At 65.0% G+C, this 18,002-nt stretch carries 25 protein-coding genes; 16 read left to right on the top strand and 9 right to left on the bottom strand.

Annotation, left to right across the window (positions count from 1 at the left end; translation table 11 throughout):
• Window position 1 precedes the first annotated feature (1 nt).
• Window positions 2–241 (bottom strand): DUF6489 family protein, encoded by a 240-nt coding sequence (locus IAG41_RS19605; protein WP_187730353.1) that lies wholly within the window; start codon window positions 239–241, stop codon window positions 2–4.
• Window positions 242–296: 55 nt separating this feature from the next.
• Between IAG41_RS19605 and IAG41_RS19600 the strand changes: the two genes are divergently transcribed.
• Entirely contained in the window at window positions 297–779 is a 483-nt protein-coding gene (locus tag IAG41_RS19600) for a methylated-DNA--[protein]-cysteine S-methyltransferase (protein ID WP_187730352.1), read from the top strand.
• Window positions 776–1,474: a dienelactone hydrolase family protein gene (locus IAG41_RS19595; RefSeq protein WP_187730351.1), complete on the top strand. Its 699-nt coding sequence runs from the start codon at window positions 776–778 to the stop codon at window positions 1,472–1,474. Before IAG41_RS19600 ends, IAG41_RS19595 begins: the two co-directional genes overlap by 4 nt.
• A gap of 4 nt (window positions 1,475–1,478) precedes the next feature.
• Here the strand turns inward: IAG41_RS19595 and IAG41_RS19590 are convergent, their stop codons facing one another.
• From IAG41_RS19590 to hemE, 5 genes are all read right to left on the bottom strand, one after another.
• Window positions 1,479–2,096 carry a TerC family protein gene (locus tag IAG41_RS19590; RefSeq protein ID WP_187730350.1) on the bottom strand — a complete coding sequence of 206 codons (618 nt, stop codon included), beginning with the start codon at window positions 2,094–2,096 and terminating at the stop codon, window positions 1,479–1,481.
• Window positions 2,097–2,129: 33 nt separating this feature from the next.
• The gene (locus IAG41_RS19585) at window positions 2,130–2,774 is read right to left on the bottom strand and encodes a YjbE family putative metal transport protein (RefSeq protein WP_187730349.1); all 645 of its coding nucleotides are present in this window, start codon (window positions 2,772–2,774) and stop codon (window positions 2,130–2,132) included.
• 125 nt (window positions 2,775–2,899) lie between these two features.
• Entirely contained in the window at window positions 2,900–4,156 is a 1,257-nt protein-coding gene (gene rho / locus IAG41_RS19580) for a transcription termination factor Rho (protein ID WP_187730348.1), read from the bottom strand.
• A gap of 135 nt (window positions 4,157–4,291) precedes the next feature.
• The gene (locus IAG41_RS19575) at window positions 4,292–4,744 is read right to left on the bottom strand and encodes a CopD family protein (RefSeq protein ID WP_187730347.1); all 453 of its coding nucleotides are present in this window, start codon (window positions 4,742–4,744) and stop codon (window positions 4,292–4,294) included.
• 22 nt (window positions 4,745–4,766) lie between these two features.
• Window positions 4,767–5,801, bottom strand: a complete 1,035-nt coding sequence (gene hemE / locus IAG41_RS19570; protein ID WP_187730517.1) for a uroporphyrinogen decarboxylase — start codon at window positions 5,799–5,801, stop codon at window positions 4,767–4,769.
• A gap of 303 nt (window positions 5,802–6,104) precedes the next feature.
• On the opposite strand from hemE, the gene IAG41_RS19565 reads away from it, so the two are divergent.
• The 11 genes from IAG41_RS19565 to IAG41_RS19515 all read left to right on the top strand — a co-directional run bounded on the left by IAG41_RS19565 (window position 6,105) and on the right by IAG41_RS19515 (window position 12,960).
• On the top strand, window positions 6,105–6,929 hold the full coding sequence (locus IAG41_RS19565; protein WP_262408791.1) for a pyruvate, water dikinase regulatory protein: 825 nt from the start codon (window positions 6,105–6,107) through the stop codon (window positions 6,927–6,929).
• On the top strand, window positions 6,926–7,522 hold the full coding sequence (locus IAG41_RS19560) for a Maf family protein (protein ID WP_187730345.1): 597 nt from the start codon (window positions 6,926–6,928) through the stop codon (window positions 7,520–7,522). The genes IAG41_RS19565 and IAG41_RS19560 overlap by 4 nt, the downstream gene beginning before the upstream one ends.
• Window positions 7,519–8,340 (top strand): shikimate dehydrogenase family protein, encoded by an 822-nt coding sequence (locus IAG41_RS19555; RefSeq protein WP_187730344.1) that lies wholly within the window; start codon window positions 7,519–7,521, stop codon window positions 8,338–8,340. Before IAG41_RS19560 ends, IAG41_RS19555 begins: the two co-directional genes overlap by 4 nt.
• A 10-nt stretch (window positions 8,341–8,350) precedes the next feature.
• Window positions 8,351–8,944: a dephospho-CoA kinase gene (gene coaE / locus IAG41_RS19550; protein ID WP_187730343.1), complete on the top strand. Its 594-nt coding sequence runs from the start codon at window positions 8,351–8,353 to the stop codon at window positions 8,942–8,944.
• A 7-nt stretch (window positions 8,945–8,951) separates the two neighbouring features.
• On the top strand, window positions 8,952–9,644 hold the full coding sequence (dnaQ, locus tag IAG41_RS19545) for a DNA polymerase III subunit epsilon (RefSeq protein ID WP_187730342.1): 693 nt from the start codon (window positions 8,952–8,954) through the stop codon (window positions 9,642–9,644).
• A 58-nt stretch (window positions 9,645–9,702) separates the two neighbouring features.
• On the top strand, window positions 9,703–10,287 hold the full coding sequence (hpf, locus tag IAG41_RS19540; RefSeq protein ID WP_187730341.1) for a ribosome hibernation-promoting factor, HPF/YfiA family: 585 nt from the start codon (window positions 9,703–9,705) through the stop codon (window positions 10,285–10,287).
• Window positions 10,288–10,326: 39 nt separating this feature from the next.
• Window positions 10,327–10,794, top strand: coding sequence for a PTS sugar transporter subunit IIA (locus tag IAG41_RS19535; protein WP_187730340.1), 468 nt, complete (start codon window positions 10,327–10,329; stop codon window positions 10,792–10,794).
• Window positions 10,781–11,260, top strand: a complete 480-nt coding sequence (locus tag IAG41_RS19530) for a PaaI family thioesterase (RefSeq protein WP_187730339.1) — start codon at window positions 10,781–10,783, stop codon at window positions 11,258–11,260. Before IAG41_RS19535 ends, IAG41_RS19530 begins: the two co-directional genes overlap by 14 nt.
• On the top strand, window positions 11,260–11,598 hold the full coding sequence (locus IAG41_RS19525) for a DUF1491 family protein (protein WP_187730338.1): 339 nt from the start codon (window positions 11,260–11,262) through the stop codon (window positions 11,596–11,598). Before IAG41_RS19530 ends, IAG41_RS19525 begins: the two co-directional genes overlap by 1 nt.
• Window positions 11,599–11,750: 152 nt before the next feature.
• A complete protein-coding gene (locus tag IAG41_RS19520; RefSeq protein WP_187730337.1) occupies window positions 11,751–12,404 on the top strand; it encodes a cell wall hydrolase in 654 nt (217 codons plus the stop codon).
• 61 nt (window positions 12,405–12,465) lie between these two features.
• Window positions 12,466–12,960: an MmcB family DNA repair protein gene (locus tag IAG41_RS19515; RefSeq protein ID WP_187730336.1), complete on the top strand. Its 495-nt coding sequence runs from the start codon at window positions 12,466–12,468 to the stop codon at window positions 12,958–12,960.
• Between the two features lie 19 nt (window positions 12,961–12,979).
• Here the strand turns inward: IAG41_RS19515 and IAG41_RS19510 are convergent, their stop codons facing one another.
• Window positions 12,980–13,555, bottom strand: coding sequence for an ankyrin repeat domain-containing protein (locus tag IAG41_RS19510; protein WP_262408777.1), 576 nt, complete (start codon window positions 13,553–13,555; stop codon window positions 12,980–12,982).
• Window positions 13,556–13,656: 101 nt separating this feature from the next.
• Here IAG41_RS19510 and IAG41_RS19505 point away from each other — a divergent pair, with 101 nt between their 5' ends.
• The 3 genes from IAG41_RS19505 to IAG41_RS19495 are packed head-to-tail and all read left to right on the top strand — an operon-like array spanning window position 13,657 to window position 15,340.
• Window positions 13,657–14,241 (top strand): SCO family protein, encoded by a 585-nt coding sequence (locus IAG41_RS19505; RefSeq protein ID WP_262408776.1) that lies wholly within the window; start codon window positions 13,657–13,659, stop codon window positions 14,239–14,241.
• Window positions 14,238–14,672, top strand: coding sequence for a YcgN family cysteine cluster protein (locus IAG41_RS19500; protein WP_410468099.1), 435 nt, complete (start codon window positions 14,238–14,240; stop codon window positions 14,670–14,672). Before IAG41_RS19505 ends, IAG41_RS19500 begins: the two co-directional genes overlap by 4 nt.
• Before the next feature lie 38 nt (window positions 14,673–14,710).
• Window positions 14,711–15,340 (top strand): M48 family metallopeptidase, encoded by a 630-nt coding sequence (locus IAG41_RS19495; RefSeq protein ID WP_187730515.1) that lies wholly within the window; start codon window positions 14,711–14,713, stop codon window positions 15,338–15,340.
• A gap of 5 nt (window positions 15,341–15,345) precedes the next feature.
• On the opposite strand, the gene IAG41_RS19490 is transcribed toward IAG41_RS19495, so the two are convergent.
• A complete protein-coding gene (locus tag IAG41_RS19490; RefSeq protein ID WP_187730334.1) occupies window positions 15,346–17,490 on the bottom strand; it encodes a transglycosylase domain-containing protein in 2,145 nt (714 codons plus the stop codon).
• Window positions 17,491–17,533: 43 nt separating this feature from the next.
• Window positions 17,534–17,971 (bottom strand): peptide-methionine (R)-S-oxide reductase MsrB, encoded by a 438-nt coding sequence (msrB, locus tag IAG41_RS19485; RefSeq protein WP_187730333.1) that lies wholly within the window; start codon window positions 17,969–17,971, stop codon window positions 17,534–17,536.
• Window positions 17,972–18,002 lie beyond the last annotated feature (31 nt).

Here is an 18,002-nt window from a genome sequence, read left to right as displayed (position 1 = left end):
GTCAGCTGCCGGACTTGGTCCCCGCGCTGGCGTCGAACAGCCCGCGCCAGAAATTCATGCCCGCCTCGCCCATCGGTGCCCAGCCACGCATCATCTGCTCGAAACCTTCAGGAGTTCCTTGTTTCTCAATAGCTTCTACCATCATTTTGACATATCGGTCGTGCACCGGAGCAAGATCGGGCAGTCCCATAGCGCGGCGAGCCTCTTCGGGCGTGCATTCGACTTCGACGTTGATCTTCATGGAAATGCTTCTCCGCTTGAGCGCCATACCGGGCGCCTGCTAGGGGCCTTGCGTCATGTATGCGCGCGACCATGCCCTGATCGCAACGCCTCTCGGCACGATCCGACTCGAGGGCGACGATGCGCAGATCATTTCGGTGCGGATCGGTACCGGCGAAACTCCTTTACGGGGCAATGCCGCCGCGGTGCGCGAGGCGACCGAGCAGCTCGAGCAATGGTTCGCGGGCGAACTCTATGATTTCTCTATCGCGATGGCGCCCGCTGGCACACCGAGAGGCGAGGAATTGCGGGCCGGACTGATCGCGGTCGGTTATGGTGATACCCTCAGCTATGGCGCGCTCGCCCGCCAGCTCGGATCCAGCCCGCGCGCGATCGGCCAGCTTTGCGCGCGCAATCCCTTCCCGATCCTCGTCCCCTGCCACCGTGTGCTCGGCGCCGGCGGCGCGCTCGGCCATTATTCGGGTGGCGAGGGACCCAAGACCAAATCCTGGCTGCTCGAACATGAGCGGCTTTTCTCGTCGAAAGGCACCCTGTTATGAGCGGCACCATCAGCATCGACACGATCGACGGCAGCGGCAGCTTTGATGCCTATGTCGCCGAGCCCGAAGGCGCGCCGCGCGCGGCGATCGTCGTGATTCAGGAGATCTTCGGCGTGAACCCTGGGATCCGCGCCAAGTGCGATCACTGGGCGGCGGCTGGCTATCTCGCGATCGCGCCCGACCTGTTCTGGCGGCTCGAGCCCGGCATCCAGCTCGATCCCGACGTGCCCGAGCAGTTCCAGCAGGCACTCGCATGGATGGGCAAGTTCAACCAGGACGCCGGCATCCGCGACATCGAGGCAACGATCCGGGCCGCACGCGCGAAGCTGAGTGGCGGCAAGATCGGCGCCGTCGGCTATTGCCTGGGCGGCCGACTGGCATTCATGACCGCGACACGCACCGATATCGATGCGACGGTCGGCTATTACGGCGTCGGGATCGACAATCTGCTCGGCGAGAAGCACGCCATCGCCCATCCCGTGCTGCTCCACATCGCCGGCGACGACCATTTCGTGACGCCCGACATCCAGGCTAAGATGCACGAGGGCCTTGACGATCATCCCAAGGTGACGCTGGAAACTTATCCGGGCGTCGATCACGGCTTCGCGACCGAATCGGGCAAGCGCCGCAGCGATGAAGCGGCGAAGCTGGCGGACAAGCGGACGGCGGAGTTCTTCGCGGCGAACCTCGCCTGAAGGATCAGACGAGCGCGACCAGCCCGGTCTCGTGGTTGACCACGCCTTCATAGACCATCCGCACCGCGACCCACAGGATCACCGCCAGGCCGACGAACCCGATCCAGCGGTAGCGATCGATCACGCGCGCGATGAAATTGGCGGCGAGGCCCATCATCGCGATCGAGAAGAGCAGGCCGAAAACGAGGATGCCGGGGTGCTCGCGCGCCGCCCCGGCGACACCGAGGACATTGTCCAGACTCATGCTGACGTCCGCCAGCGCGACCGACCAGGCCGCGGCCAGGAAGCTCTTCGGCGGCCTGGTCGTGATCTCCTCGTGCTGGTTGCCGGCGCGCAGCTCGCGCCACATCCGCCACGCGACCCAGAGCAGCAACAAACCGCCGGCAAACAACAGGCCGACGACCTGGAGCAGCTGCGTCGCGACCAGCGCGAAGGCGATCCGCATCACCAGTGCAGCACCGATCCCGACCAGAATGACCTGACGCTGCTGCTTCGCCGGAAGGCCCGCGGCGAGCGCCCCCACCACCACGGCATTGTCGCCGGCGAGAACGAGATCGATCACGATCACTTCACCGAGCGCCTGGAGCGCATCGGGCGTCAGAAAGGAGGCCAACATACGCATGCGGTTACGAACGCACGGGCTAGACCGCAAGCCTCAGACGAGCAGATGAAGAATGCCGATCTTGTTGTCGACGATACCTTCATAGATCATCCGCCCAGCGACCCAGAGGATCACGACCAGCCCGATATATCCGATCCAGGGATAACGCTGGATCAGCCGCGCGACAAAATTGGCGGCCAGACCCATCAGCAGTACCGAGAAGCTCAGGCCGATGAACAGCAAGGCAGGATTCTCGCGCGCGATCGACGCGACGAGCAGGACATTGTCGAGGCTCATCGACAGGTCGGCGAGGGTGATCTGAATCGCGGCCTGGAGGAAGGTCTTGGCGACCTTGGGCGGCGCCGCTTCCCCAGCCTCCGCCGCGTGGCTGCGGTGCCGCGCCTCGCGCAGCTCACGGAACATATTGTAGGCGACCCAGAGCAGCAGCAGTCCGCCCGCCAGCACCAGTCCGGTCACCTGGAGCAGCTCGACCGCGATCAGCGAGAAGCCGATCAGGAACACCAGTGCGATCCCGACGCCAAGCAGCAGCACGCGCCGCCGATCTCGCTCGGGAAGGCCCGAAGCCAGCGATCCCATCACGACGACATTGTCGCCGGCCATAGTCAGGTCGCCAAGGATGATCTGGCCCAGGCTGGCGAGGCCGCCGGGCGTGGCGATGGCTGCGAAGTTGAAGTGCATGGGATAGGCTTAGCCACAGCGCTCGCTTCGCTGCAAGCGAATGACCCCACGGAAACGGCCGGAGCGTTACCGCCCCGGCCTTTCCTGAATTCCTCGGTTTCTTCCCTCGCGAAAAGAAGACGGCGCTACTGGTTCATGCTGTCGAAGAAATCCTCGTTGGTCTTCGAATCCTTCATCTTGTCGAGCAGGAACTCCATCGCATCGATGGTGCCCATCTGCATGAGGATGCGGCGCAGCACCCACATCTTGGAGAGCTTGTTCTTGTCGACCAGCAGCTCCTCCTTGCGGGTACCGGACTTGCCGACGTCGAGCGCCGGGAAGATGCGCTTATCGGCCACCTTGCGGTCGAGGACGATTTCCGAATTGCCGGTGCCCTTGAACTCTTCGAAGATGACTTCGTCCATGCGGCTGCCGGTATCGATCAGCGCGGTGGCGATGATCGAAAGCGAGCCGCCTTCCTCGATGTTGCGCGCGGCGCCGAAGAAGCGCTTCGGGCGCTGCAGGGCGTTGGCGTCGACACCGCCGGTCAGCACCTTGCCCGAGCTGGGCACGACGGTGTTGTAGGCACGGCCGAGACGCGTGATCGAATCGAGCAGGATGACGACATCCTTCTTGTGCTCGACCAGGCGCTTGGCTTTTTCTATAACCATTTCAGCAACTTGCACATGGCGCGTCGCAGGCTCGTCAAAGGTCGAGGAGACGACCTCGCCCTTCACGCTGCGCTGCATGTCGGTGACTTCCTCGGGCCGCTCGTCGATCAGCAGCACTAGCAGGAACACTTCGGGATGGTTCTCGGTGATCGCGCGGGCGATGTTCTGGAGCATCACCGTCTTGCCGACGCGTGGCGGCGCGACGATCAGCGTGCGCTGGCCCTTCCCCTGCGGGCTGACGATGTCGATCACCCGCGCCGACTTGTCCTTCTGGGTCGGATCGAGCGTGTCGAGCGTCAGCTTGCTCTCGGGATAGAGTGGGGTCAGGTTGTCGAAGTTGACACGGTGGCGCACCGCATCGGGATCGTCGAAATTGACCGAGACCAAGCGGGTCAGTGCGAAATAGCGCTCGCCGTCCTTGGGCGCGCGGATTTCGCCTTCCACGGTATCACCCGTGCGCAGGCCGAACTTGCGGACCTGGTTGGGCGAGACATAGATGTCGTCGGGGCCGGCGAGATAATTGGCCTGCGGGCTGCGCAGGAAGCCGAAGCCGTCGGGCAGCACTTCGATCGTGCCTTCGCCCATGATCATGTCGCCATTCTCGGCCTGGGCCTTGAGGATGGCGAAGAGCAGGTCCTGCTTGCGCAGCGTCGACGCGCTTTCGACGCCAAGCTCCTCGGCCATCGTGACCAATTCGGCGGGGGGTTTTTTCTTGAGGTCCTTGAGATGCATTTAGGGAATCCGGAACTTTGGGGGGAGCGTCGGCCGGCGAATTGCGCACGAGAAACGATGCTGGAAGGAAGGATGCCGCCGGCGAACCGGGACACAGAGCGGAATTAGGTGGGGGCTCCCCTCAAGTCAACCGACTTAGAAGGGTTTCACCACTACCACGATGACGATCAATATCACGGCGAGCGCGGGCAATTCGCCGACCATGCGTAGCGTACGCGGAGACAGGCTCCCCTGGCCCTTTGCGAGCTTCTTCGAATAACCGATGGCCCAGCCATGGAAACCCGACAGCAGCACGACCAGAAACAGCTTGGCATGGAGCCATCCAAGGCCCGCCCCGCTATCGAAAAGACCGATATTCACGGCGAGACTGAGACCCAGGATCCAGACGAGAACAATCGAGGGCGACAGGATCATCCGACGAAGCAGCGCCTCGCGTTTCTCCCAATCGGCCGCTTGGGGCGTCCCCAGCGCCTCCTGATGATGCACCAGATAGCGCGGCAGCATGAACAGACCGGCCATCCAGAAGATCACGAAGATGATATGGAACGCCTTGACCCACAGATAGGCGCCGCCCAGAAATCCGCTCATGCTCGCCTCCGCTCGCGGGCGCTCATCGCGATCCCCTCAGTCGGGCCAGCAGCCGCTCGACATGCTCGATCGGCGTGTCCTGCTGGATGCCGTGACCCAGATTGAAGATGTGGGGACGATCGACGAACGCGGCAAGGATGCGGTCGACCGTCTGATCGAGCACCGTGCCGCCGGCGATCAGCGCAAGCGGATCAAGATTGCCCTGCACCGGCAGGTCGGCGGGGAGCGACGCATGTGCCCAGGCCGGATCGACGGTCTCGTCCACGCCCACCGCATCAATACCCGTTTCGCGCGCATAGGCGGGTAGTTTCCCACCCGCGCCCTTAGGAAAGCCGATCACCGGCACCTGTGGCGCCTTGTCCTTGAGCGCCGCGACGATCCGCACGGTCGGCGCGATCACCCATTGCTCGAATTGCGCGGGCGAAAGGCTGCCCGACCAGCTGTCAAACAGCTGCACCGCCTCGACGCCCGCCTCGATCTGGCCGAGCAGATAGGTGATCGTGCAATCGGCGATGCGATCGACCAGGTCCTGCATCAGCGCCGGATCGCGATAGGCCAGCCGCCGCGCCTCGCTCTGCTCGCGGCTGCCCTGGCCGGCGATCATATAGGTCGCCACGGTCCAAGGGCTGCCCGCAAAGCCCAGGAAGGTCGTTTGGGCAGGAAGCGCCGCCGCGACCTGCCGAACCGTCTCATAGACCGGGGCAAGTGCTTCAGGCGCCAATTGCAGGGCCTCCAGCACCGCACGCGCCTGCACGACGGGCGCCAGCCGCGGTCCCTCGCCGGTTTCGAACCACAGGTCCTGCCCCAGCGCCATCGGGACGATCAGAATGTCGGAAAACAGGATCGCGCCGTCCATGCCGAAGCGGCGGATCGGCTGTAGCGTCACTTCGGCGGCGGCTTCGCTGTCGCTCACCAGCTCGAGGAAGCCGCCCTTCTCGGCCCTCAGCGCACGATATTCGGGCAGATACCGCCCTGCCTGGCGCATCAGCCAGACGGGTGGAATCTGCTGCTTTTCGCCGCGCAGCGTCGCGAGCAAGGGCTTGGGAGACGGGGAGATCAGGGCCTCTATCCTAACTCTATAAGATAAGAATCTAAGGATTGTTGGAGTCAGTTGGTGCGTGGAAGCTGGGGCTTATGCGCTTGCCCTGGACTTGCCAACAGCTTGACTCCGCGGCCCCCACGGCGCCGCCCGGATTCGAACTCGCCGTCCCCGTTTTCCACAGATTGTGGATCGAGACGCTGGACTGGGGACGCCGCTGTGGACGAATCACGCGTGGGAGTCCCGGTTTCCGCCGCTTGGCCGACGCGCCCGGTTGCGCTAGCGCCTGTCCATCATGTTTTCCACAGAGTCCCCCACGGCCTGATGCGGCTCCATCTCCACCTTCTCTCGGATTCGACCGGCGAGACGCTGGAGAATATCGCCAAGGCCGCGCTGGCGCAGTTCGACGATGTCGAGACGTTGCGTCATTTCTGGCCGATGGTGCGCAGCGAGGCACATCTCGAGCGCATCCTGCTAGAGATTGCGCAGAATCCCGGTCTGGTGATCTTCACCCTCGTCAACAGCGAGATCCGCCGCACATTGGAGAGCCGCTGCCGAGCGATGGGCTTGCCGGCGATCGCGCCGCTCGATCCGGTGAGCCATGCGCTGTCCAATCTGCTCGGCCAAGAAGCCAAGGCGCGCCCTGGTCGGCAGCATACGCTCGATGCCGCTTATTTCGCCCGCGTCGACGCGATCCAGTTCACCATCGCGCACGACGACGGCATCCTCGCCGAGGATTGGGAGGAAGCCGATATCGTGCTCGCGGGCGTCTCGCGCTCGTCCAAGACGCCAACCTCCATCTATCTCGCCAATCGCGGCTACAAGACCGCCAATATCCCGATCGTCGTCGAATCGCCACCGCCGGCCGAGCTGTTCTCGCTCAAGAATCCGCTTATCGTCGGCCTGACAACCAGCGCGGATCGTCTGGTGCAGATCCGCCGCAACCGGCTACTCTCGCTCAACCAGGCGACTGAGACCAATTATGTCGACCAGGATTCGGTCCAGCGCGAGCTCGCCTTTGCCCGCCGCATGTTTGCCGATAATGGATGGCCGGTGATCGACGTGACGCGCCGCTCGATCGAGGAGACCGCAGCAGCGATCATCCAGCTCGCCAACGAGCGCACGCTCCAGGCCAAGGGCGCATGAATCTTGTCCTTGCTTCGCAAAGCGCGTCGCGTCGGGCGATGCTGAGCGCGGCCGGCGTGCCGCACGAGGCGGTCGCCGCGCAGGTCGACGAGGCGTCGGTCAAGGATTCGTTGGTCGCCTCGCAAGTCGCGCCGCGCGACTTGGCGGACGCACTGGCCGAGATGAAGGCGCTCAAGGTCTCGAGTCTCGCACCTCAGGCTTTGGTGCTGGGCTGCGATTCCGTCGTCGCGCTCGACGACGGCACTCTACTCGACAAGCCGGTCAGCCGTGAGGATGCCGCCGATCATCTGCGCCGCATGTCGGGCCGGCACCATGATCTCTACAGCGCCGCGGTGATCGCCGAGGGCACCCGCCCGGTATGGCGGCATGTCGATCGCGCGCGGGTACATGTCCGCACGCTCTCCGAAGCCTTCATCCAGGAATATCTCGATATGGAATGGCCCGCTATCAGCGGCTGCGTCGGCTGCTACCGGATCGAGGGCTTGGGCGTGCAACTATTCGCGCGCGCTGAGGGCAGCCATTTCACCATATTGGGCCTGCCATTACTGCCTTTGCTCGATTATCTGCGCGTCCGCGGAGTGATGACGTCATGACACCCTATGCCGAGGTGATCGGCGATCCGATCGGCCACACCAAGTCCCCGGCCATCCACGGCTTCTGGCTTGATGCACTCGATATCGACGGCGAGTATCGCGCGACGCATGTCATGCCCGACGGTCTGGCCGCCTATTTCAACGCCCGACGCGCCGATCCGGCCTGGCGTGGCTGCAACATCACGATCCCGCACAAACAGACGGCGCTTGATCATGTCGAGGATCGCGGCGGCGTCCGCATGACGATCGGCGCGATCAACACGGTGATCCGTGCCGAAGACGGTGCCTTGATCGGAACCAATACCGATGCCGGCGGCTTCTATTCGCCGATCGCAGGACTCGATCTCGAAGGATGCCATGCGGTGGTGATCGGCGCGGGCGGCGGCGCCCGCGCGATCCTGTTCGCGCTGTCGAAGGTCGGCATCGGCCGCGTGACATTGTTCAACCGCAATGTCCTCAAGGCCGCGGGCTTGCTGGCGAGCTTCGGGCTCAAGGGCGACGCACTCCCGCTCACTGCGCCGCTCACTGCGCCGCTCCCTGCAGCCGCATTAGTGGTGAACGCCAGCCCGCTCGGCATGACCGGCCAGCCAGCGCTCGACATCGACCTGTCGCCGCTTCCCGAAGACGCTGTGGTCTACGACATCGTCTATGCCCCGCTCGAAACCCCTCTGCTCGCCCAGGCCCGCGCCCGCGAGCTCGACACTGTCGACGGCCTCGACATGCTGATCGGCCAGGCGGCGCTCGCCTTCGAACTCTTCTTCGGCGCCGAACCGCCGCGTGACCGCGACGAGGAACTACGCGCTCTGCTCACGTCATGATCGCGCTCACATGATCACCTTGGGCCTCACCGGATCGATCGGCATGGGCAAGTCGACCGTCGCGGCGATGTTCGAGGCGGAAGGTATACCGGTGTTCGATGCCGATGCAGTGGTGCACGAGCTCCAGGGTCCCGGCGGCGCGCTGGTGGCGGCGATCGAGGGCGAGTTTCCAGGCATGACGACAGAGTCGGGCGTGAACCGCGCTTTGCTGCGCGAGATGGTGCTCGGCGACGATGCGGCCCTTGCCCGGCTCGAGGCGCTGGTCCATCCGGGGGTGGCCCGCGAACGCGATAAATTCCTTGCCACCAACGCCGCGGCCCCGCTCGTGGTGCTCGACATACCCTTGCTCTTCGAAGCCGGCGGCTGGCGCAATGTCGACAAGATCGCCGTCGTCTCCGCCCCGCCCGAGATCCAGCGCGAGCGCGTTCTCGCTCGCCCCGGCATGACCGCCGAGCGATTCGAGGCGATTCTCGCGCACCAGATGCCCGATGCCGAAAAACGCGCCCGCGCCGATTTCGTCATTCCCACTGGAGGTACGCTCGCGGAGACACGCGAACGGGTAACTAGTCTCATCGCTTGCCTAGCGCCGCGCGCGGGAGGATAAGCAGGACATGCGCGAAATCGTGTTCGACACCGAAACGACCGGACTCAGTTTTTCGGGCGGCGACCGGCTGGTCGAGATCGGCTGCGTCGAGCTGGTGAACCGGGTGATGACCGGCAACAGCTTCCACGCCTATATCAATCCCGAGCGGGCAATGCCGGCCGAGGCGTTCAATGTCCACGGTCTTTCCGAGCGCTTCCTGTCGGACAAGCCACTGTTCCACGACGTGGTTGAGGACCTGCTCGAATTCATCGGCGAAAGCCCGATGGTCGCGCACAATGCCGGTTTCGACTTCAGCTTCCTCAACGGCGAGCTCGGGCGTTGCGGCCGGCCCCAGGTCGATCTGGCGCGGATGGTCGACACGCTCGGGCTTGCCCGTATCCGTCATCCCGGTGCGAAGCACTCGCTCGACGCGCTCTGCGCGCGCTACGGCATCGATCTCAGCCAGCGCACGCTGCACGGCGCGCTGCTCGACGCGCAGCTGCTTGCCCAGGTCTATGTCGAGCTCACCGGCGGCCGCCAGATCACGCTCGGCCTCGCGGTCGATGCGCCGGTGATGCGTGAGACGCCGGCCGAGGCGCGGAATCGAGTACATGTGCGTCCGGCGCGACATTTCGCTGCCGATCCGGCGGAACTTGAACGCCACGCAGCCTTTCTCAAAGCCATGGAGGAGCCGCTCTGGGGACTGGCCGCGTCAGGTTGACGCATATGGGCCGCATCCCTAGGTGCCGCCCCTCTCTATTCTAAGTGGAGGTTTTGTCATGGATATCCGCATCTCGGGGCATCAGGTCGATACGGGCAGTGCGCTCAAGGGCCAAGTAAGCGACCGACTCCAGGGTATCGCCGACAAATATTTCTCCCGCGCGATTTCGGCCCAGGCGACCTTCGGCAAGGGCCCGCACGACAATGGTTTCACCTGCGACATCGTCATGCACGTGATGCAGGGCCTGGTCCTGAAGGCAACCAACAGCGGCAACGAGGCGCATGGCGCGTTCGACGGCGCGGCCGATCGCATCGACAAGCAGCTTCGCCGTTACACGCGCCGGCTCAAGGACCGCCAGAATGGTGTGGTCAATGCGCTGGCCGAGGAAGGCGCCTATGACGCCGGCTACACGCTCTTCCAGGAGCCAGCCGCCGAGGAAGAGCCCTCCGATGCCCCGCTGATCATCGCGGAAACGCGCGTCGATGTGCCAGAAGCTACCGTTTCGGACGCGGTCATGATGCTCGATCTGCGCCACACCAATGCGCTTCTCTTCCGCAACACCGGTACAGGTGCGTTCAACATGGTCTATCGCCGCGGCGACGGAACGATCGGGTGGGTTGAGCCCAATCGCGCACAGGCCTAAGCGCATCCCGCCGGGCGGACCAAAGCTTTTGGATTACCGATGACCGATTTGAGCGATTTGCTCGTGCCGGAGGCGGTGCTCGCCGGCGTGACTGCAGGGAACAAGAAGGCGCTGTTCCAGCAATTGGGCGCGGCGGCGGCACGCGCCTATGCCCTCGATGCCAAGCTCGTCGCCGAGCGGCTTAGTGAGCGCGAGAAGCTGGGATCGACCGGCTTTGGCGGCGGCATCGCGATTCCGCATGGCAAGCTGGACGGGCTGAGCCATGTCGTCGCGGTGTTCGCGCGGATGGCGCAGCCGGTCGATTTCGCCGCGGTGGATGACCTGCCGGTCGATCTGGTGTTCATGCTGCTCTCGCCCGTGGGCGCGGGCGCCGATCACCTGAAGGCGCTGGCGAGCGTCTCGCGGCGGCTGCGCGACCGCAATTTCGCAGCCAAGCTGCGCGGCGCGGGCTCGCCCGACGCGCTGTTCGCGCTTCTCGCCGGCGTCGAAGCGCGTGACGCTGCCTGACTCCAAGCCTGATGCCGAGCCGACCGGCGCCCAAGCCCATTTTCGTGCGCTCGAATCGCTCTATGCGGCGGCGCCGATCAACCGGCTGTTCGATTCCGTCCTCGAGATTCCCGAGGGCGGCATCGCGCGGATTCGCTTCACGATCGACGAGCGCCACTTCCATGCCGGCGGCGCGGCGCACGGCACGAGCTACTTCAAGATGCTCGACGACGCCGCTTTCTATGCGGCGAACAGCCTGGTCACCGATCGATTCCTGCTGACGACGGCGTTCAACCTGCTGTTCACCAAGCCGTTGGGCCCAGGTCCGGTGATCGCGGAGGGCCGTTGGGTGAGCGGCCAGCGCCGCGTGTTCGTCGCGGAAGCGCGGCTGATCGACGCGAGCGGCGAGGAAGCGGCGCGCGGTACCGGTACGTTCATGCGCTCGCGCATCCCGCTGGCGTCGCTTCCGGGCTATCGGGCGGGCTGATGGCGCGGCTCACCAGTGCAGTGCTCGTCAGCGCGCTGGTCCGCCGCGTCAACCAGGAGGGCGGGTCGGCGATGATCCTCGCCCGCGGCGACGAAACTGCGGGGGCCATCCTGCTGCTGACCTATGAACGCGGCGCCAATCCCAGGTTCCTGGAGCGCGGCATCGGACCGGAGGGATCGCCCGCCTTGTTGCCCGCCGGTCCGGCCCAGATTGCCGACGAAGGCGAGGTCACCGCCTATTGGCAGCGCCGCCGATCGCGCGATTCGGATCTGTGGGTGGTGGAACTGGATATCGCAGGGGCAGAACGGTTCGCCGCTGAAACGATCGGTATCGGTTGACGCGCGCGCCCTTGGCGGGCACAGGCACTTCACTTTCCATAGCGTTGTGCCGCTCGGTGTCAGAGGTCGAACGGTTACGCAGTCGGGGGGAAGCCCGGCGGTCCTATTTTTTCGGGGCCGGTCGCGCACCAACCGCACAGTAATGAATCTCAATGAAGTTTCTGCCACGCGCCGCGACTTTCGCGGCTGTGACTTTTTGCGCTGGCGCACTTGCGAATGCAGCCACGCTCGATGCGAACCCGCTTCCCGCCTCGCAGGATGCGCCGGTTCAGCAAATTAACGTCTCGCTCCGGCAGGATGTTCCCGCGCCCCAGGCGGCAGCGGCTTCCCAGCAGGACGCTCGTGAGATCGTTCAGCCTCTCCCCCAGGATCAGATCGAAGAAGACGCCGATTACGCGTCGCTGTCCGCCGCCGTCGCTTCGCAGGAAGCCGACCAGGAGGTTTCGGACCGAGAGCTGACCTGCCTCGCCACCGGCATCTATTACGAAGCCAAGAGCGAGCCGCTCGCCGGCCAGCTCGCTGTGGCCGATGTTATCCTCAACCGCACCACTTCGGGGCGTTTTCCCAAGTCGGTCTGCTCGGTTGTCACCCAGCCCGGCCAGTTCTCGTTCGTGCGCGGCGGCAAGCTTCCGACCCCGCCGGCCAACGCGCAGTGGCGCAGGGCGCTGGCGATCGCCCAGGTCGCCAAGAAGGATTTGTGGGAAAGCCCCGCCGGTGACGCGCTCTATTTCCACGCGCGTTACAGCAAGGCGAGCTGGAATCGCGCGCGCGTCGCGACCGTGGGCAACCATATCTTCTACCGCTGAGACGGTCGCGGGCCGCCTCGGGGGGCTTTTCCGCGTTCGTGAAATGTTCTAGCGTTCGGGGATGCGCACTCAGCCATCCCCGGCTACGGCCACGTCGGTCGCACCCCCCCTATTGGCGGCCGACGTGGTTCGTGGTGTCACCCGCATGCTGTTGCGCCATGATTGCGTGGCGATCCCCGAAGTGCCGCTCGAAGGCGGGCGCCGCGCCGATCTGATGGCCCTCGACGCGCGCGGCAACATCGTCATCGTCGAGATCAAGGTATCGCGCGCCGATCTGCTCGGCGACTGCAAGTGGAACGACTATCTCGCGCATTGCGACCGCTTCTTCTGGGCGGTGCCGGCCGGATTCGACCTTAGGCCCTTTGAGCAGGAGGGTTTCCTGCCCGATCGTGCCGGGCTTATCGTCGCGGACCGGTACGATGCCGCGGTGGTACGCGAAGCGGCGATGGTGCCACTCGCCACACCGACGCGCAAGAAATGTACGCTCGCTTTCGGCCGGCGCGCCGGGCGCCGGCTAATCCAGCTCGTCGATCCCGAAGCCGAGCAGCCTTTTTGACCGCTCGGCCGTCCGGAATTCAGAGCCTGGGGCCAGCGACCGCCCTCGATTTGACCTTGGGCGCATCGGCCAGCAGCTTCGCGATCTGCGGATAGCGCGCCTCCTGCCGGGCATAGTCGCGCGCCGACAAACCGCCGCCGAAATCGGCCTTGTCGGGATCAGCGCCGGCGTCGAGCAGTGCACGCACGATCTCGATATCATGAACCTGCACCGCGCGGATCAGCGGAGTAACGCCACCCATATTGGCGAGATTCACATTGGCCTTCTTGGCGATCAGCGCCGTGACGCCCGCGTCCCAGCCGCGCTCGGCGGCGACCAGCAACGGCGTGTTGCCCTCGCGGTCCTGGATGTTCACGTTCACATCGGGCTGGTTGATCAGCACGGTCAGATAGGTCGGATCGCTGCGCTTGACGACGATGTGCAGCGCGCCTTCGCCGGTGTTGCGGTCCTTGGTGTTGACGATGCGCAGAGTCTTGTCCTGGAGGAAGGTATTGACCTTGTTGCCGTCGGCTTTGCGGACCGCTTCGAGGAACTGGTAGCCGTCGGAGAAATGCTGCGCTGCGGCTGGTGTGGCGGTGAGAACGAGCGCGGCCATGGCCACAACGCAAAAGACACGGACCTTCATGATACGCGGAAACCCTTTGATGGCAGGAATTCTTGCAAGCGCGTCCCTATCAGATCATGGCTGGCGGTGCCATGAATAGGATGTTTCCCGCCCTGACGCTGCTCTTGTCGGCCAGCTCCCTCGCCGGATGCGGCCAACCCCAGCAGCCGCCGCTCGCCGGCGCGACGATCGGCGGTCCCTTCGCGCTGACCGATCAGAACGGCAAGACGGTGCGCGACACCGATTTCGCCGGCAAATATCGCATCGTCTATTTCGGCTACACCTATTGCCCCGATGTCTGTCCCACAGACATGCAGAAGATCGGCCAGGCGATGCGCATCCTCGACAAGAGCGATCCCAGGACCTCGGACAAGATCGTGCCGATCTTCATCAGCGTCGATCCGGAGCGCGACACGCCGCCGGTGCTCAAGCAGTTCGTTGCCAATTTCCATCCCCGCATAATTGGGCTCACCGGCAGCCCGGATGCGATCGCCAAGGTCGCCAAGAGTTACGCCGTCTATTTCAAGAAGCAGCCGGTCTCGGCTGGCGGAGGCTACATGGTCGATCACCTCGCCATCGCATTCCTGATGGATCCGCAGGGCAAGCCGATGGTCTCGCTGCCGATCGACAAGGATGGCGAGGCGGTCGCCGCCGATCTCAGGCGCTGGGTCCAGTGAGCGAGCGCTTCTGGGAGGATGTGCCGCTCGACAAGCTCGATCGCGCGCAATGGGAGGCGCTATGCGACGGCTGCGGCAAATGCTGCGTCCACAAGCTCGAGGACGAGGATACCGGCGAACTACACGCCACCAACATCGCCTGCCGCCTGCTCGATCGTCGGATGGGCCGGTGCAGCGACTATAAGCATCGCCACGCTTATGTCAGCGAATGCGTGCGGCTGAATACCAGGAACGTCCACGAGATCGAATGGCTGCCCACCACCTGCGCCTATCGCCTGCGCGCGGCGGGCGAGCAGCTTCCCGAATGGCATTATCTGGTCTGCGGAGACCCTGAAGCCGTGCATATCGCCGGCCAGTCGACGCGTGGCTGGACGATTTCCGAGGACGATGCCGGCGATTTCGAGAACCATCTGGTGGATCGCATCTTGTGAGCGAGGTCGAGGTCGTCCGTCACGCCCGGGCGCGGCGGATGCGCCTGGCAGTCGATCCGCGCAGCGGCAAGGTGCGCCTGACGCTGCCGCCGCGCGCCTCGCTCCAGAAGGGGCTGGCCTGGGCGCATGAGCAGCATGCCTGGATCGCCACCCAACGCGCCGCGCTGCCCCAAGGCAGGCCCTTCGCGCCCGGCGAACGCTTCTCCTTTTGCGGCAGCGAGATCGAGATCGTCTGGCCCGCGGGCAATCTGCGCACGCCGCGGCTGGAGGGCGATCGCCTGCTCTGCGGCGGTCCGCGCGAGGGGCTGGAGCGCCGAATCGAGCATTGGCTGAGGCGCGAGGCGTTGCGCGTGCTGAGCGAGGAGACCGCCGAATATGCCGATCGCGCCGGCGTCACGGTCAGCCGCGTGTCGGTGGGGGATCCGCGCGGGCGCTGGGGAAGCTGCGCCTCGTCAGGAGCGATCCGCTATAGCTGGCGGCTGATCCTCGCGCCCGCGTTCGTCCGCCGCGCAACGGTCGCCCACGAAGTCGCGCACCGCGTCCATATGAACCACGGCCCGGCATTCCACCGGCTGGTCGAGACTCTGTTCGAAGCCGATCCCACCCCCGCGCGCGCCTGGCTGCGCCGCAGCGGCGCAGCGCTGCACTGGATCGGCCGCTACCCCTGAGGCCGTTATTCCTGCGGGCTGCGATTGTCGCGTGGCGCGCGGTCCGGCAACGGCTGTACCATCGGCGGCTGGCGCGGCGCATCGCGCGATGGCCCCCGGTTCGGTGTTGGCTGCGGCGTTGGCCGGCCCGTCATCCGATCGATCCAGCCCTGGTCGAGCTTGTCTTCGGGCGGCGGCGCCTGATCATCCGGCTGTTGTTCGGTGCCGTCGGTCTGCGGCTGCTGGTCCTCGGGAAGCGGATTGCCGTCCGGGTCCACGAACATGCCGTTGTCGGGCATGCCATAGGCTTCGTTGTCGGGTTCGAGCTGATATTCGGGCAGCGTCACCTGGGTGTCGAACTGCTCGGCCGGGCGATTGGCCACGGCCTTGCCCATGAAGGCGGAGAAGGCGCGCGCCGGCGCGGTGCCGCCCTGCAGTCCGGGTACCACCTTGGCATCGTCGCGGCCCATCCACACGCCGGTGGTGAGCCCGCTGGAGAAGCCGACGAACCAGCCGTCCTTGTTCGACGTCGTCGTGCCGGTCTTGCCCGCCACGGGCCGGCCGATCTGCGCGGCCTTGCCGGTGCCGGTGTTGACCGCCGTCTGGAGCAGGTCGGTCATCTGTGCTGCGACATAGGGCGCGACCAGCACATGGCTGGTATCGACCTCGTGCTGATAGATCACCGCACCGTTCGCGGTAACCCGCGTGATTCCATAAGGCGTCACCGCCACGCCCTTGCTCGCGACCGAGGCGAAGGCGCGCGTCATGTCGATCAACCGCACGTCTGAGGTGCCGAGCACCATTGCCGGATGCGTGTCGACCGGCGTGGTCAGCCCGAAGCGCCTGGCCATGTCGGCCACGGTGCCGAAGCCCACTTCTTGGCCCAGCTTCGCCGCGACCGTGTTGATCGAATAGGCGAACGCCGTGCGCAGCGTCATCTCGCCGCTATTGTGGCCCGAACTGTTGCGCGGGCTCCAGCCACTGATGGTGACGGGTTCGTCGACCACCATGTCGTCGGGCTTGTGGCCGGCCTCCAGCGCCGCGAGATAGACGAAAAGCTTGAACGCCGAACCTGGCTGGCGCGTCGCCTGGGTTGCGCGGTTGTAGATGGAAGCGACATAATCCTTGCCGCCCACCATCGCGCGCACCGCGCCGTCGCGGTCGAGGCTCACCAGCGCGCCCTGCGCATTGCCCGGCGCGTTCCGCCGGATCGCGTCGTCGGCGGCGCGCTGCATACCCAGGTCGAGCGTCGTCCAAACCTCAAGCGGCGCATCGGTCTCGTCGATCAGCACTTCGAGCTGGGGCAGCGCCCAGTCGGTGAAATAGCGGACGCTGTTCTGCTTGGGCTCGGGGGCGAGCTGGACCGACTTGGGATCGGTTGCCTGCGCCTCGGCCTTCGAGATTTTGCCGGTCTCGGCCATCACGTCGAGCACGACGCTGGCACGGTCCACCGCGGCCTGCGCATCGGCGGTCGGCGAATAATGCGACGGGGCCTTCACCAGGCCGGCGATCACCGCCGCCTCGGCCAGCGTCAGGTTGGTCGCGGGATGGCCAAAGAACTTCCGGCTTGCCGCATCGATGCCATAGGCCCCGCCGCCGAAATAGACCTTGTTGAGATAGAGTTCGAGGATCTGGTGCTTGGAGAATTTCTGCTCCATCGCCAGCGCGAGGATCGCCTCGCGTCCCTTGCGGCCGAGATCATATTTGTTCGACAGGAAGATCGTGCGCGCCACCTGCTGAGTGATTGTCGACGCGCCCTGCATGCGGCGGCCCGATCCGCGATTGACGAAGGCGAATCGCGCGGCGCGCATCAGGCCCATCGGATCGACGCCCCAGTGCGATTCGAATCGGCGATCCTCGACGGCGACGATCGCGTCGCGCATCACCTTGGGGATCTTCTCATACTGGATCCATTCGCCATAGCTCGGCCCCATCGACACGAGCACGGTGCCGTCCGCCGCATGGACGCGGATCATCTGGCCGTTGGGCGAGGATTTGAGCTCGTCGAAGCTCGGCAGCGAGGCCTTGGTCGAATAGATCGCGATGCCCAGTGCGACCAGCCCGAGCAGCGCCAGAGTGCCGCCCGAGATCGTGATCCAGAGGAAGAGGCGCTTCCACCAGGAGCCGCGGCGCCACCAGGACTTGCCGGAAGATTTGGGAGAGACTGCCATCGAAGGGTGGTCGGATACCGTCTATCCGGCCAACTCACAAGGATTAGGAGTTGTCCGAGTTGCCGCCGCTAGCGGGTTCTCCGTTGCCGCCACGTGAACGGAACTCGAGGCTGACCGAATTGATGCAGTAGCGAAGGCCCGTCGGCGGCGGTCCGTCGGGGAAGACATGGCCGAGATGCCCGTCGCAACGTGCGCAGCGGACTTCGACGCGCCGCATGCCGTGGCTGACATCGGCATGCTCGACGACATGGTCGGCTGCGATCGGCTGGGTGAAGCTCGGCCAGCCCGATCCCGAATCATATTTGTCGGCGCTGTCGAACAATTCGAGCTGGCAGGCGGCGCAGCGATAGATGCCGTCGGCCTTGTTGTTGTCGTAACGCCCTGAAAAGGCGGGCTCGGTGCCGGCTTCGCGCAGGACATGGAACTGCTCCGGGTTCAGCCGCTTGCGCCACTCGGACTCGGAGAGATTCAAATGCTCCATAACCCCGATGTGTGCCCAGCCGGGGTCCCCG

Origin of the sequence: Sphingomonas sp. JC676, from assembly GCF_014489075.1 — a bacterium.
Lineage (GTDB): Bacteria > Pseudomonadota > Alphaproteobacteria > Sphingomonadales > Sphingomonadaceae > Sphingomonas.
The sequence above is the reverse complement of the archived record's forward strand: the minus strand, read 5'-3'. Positions and strand labels throughout refer to the sequence as shown.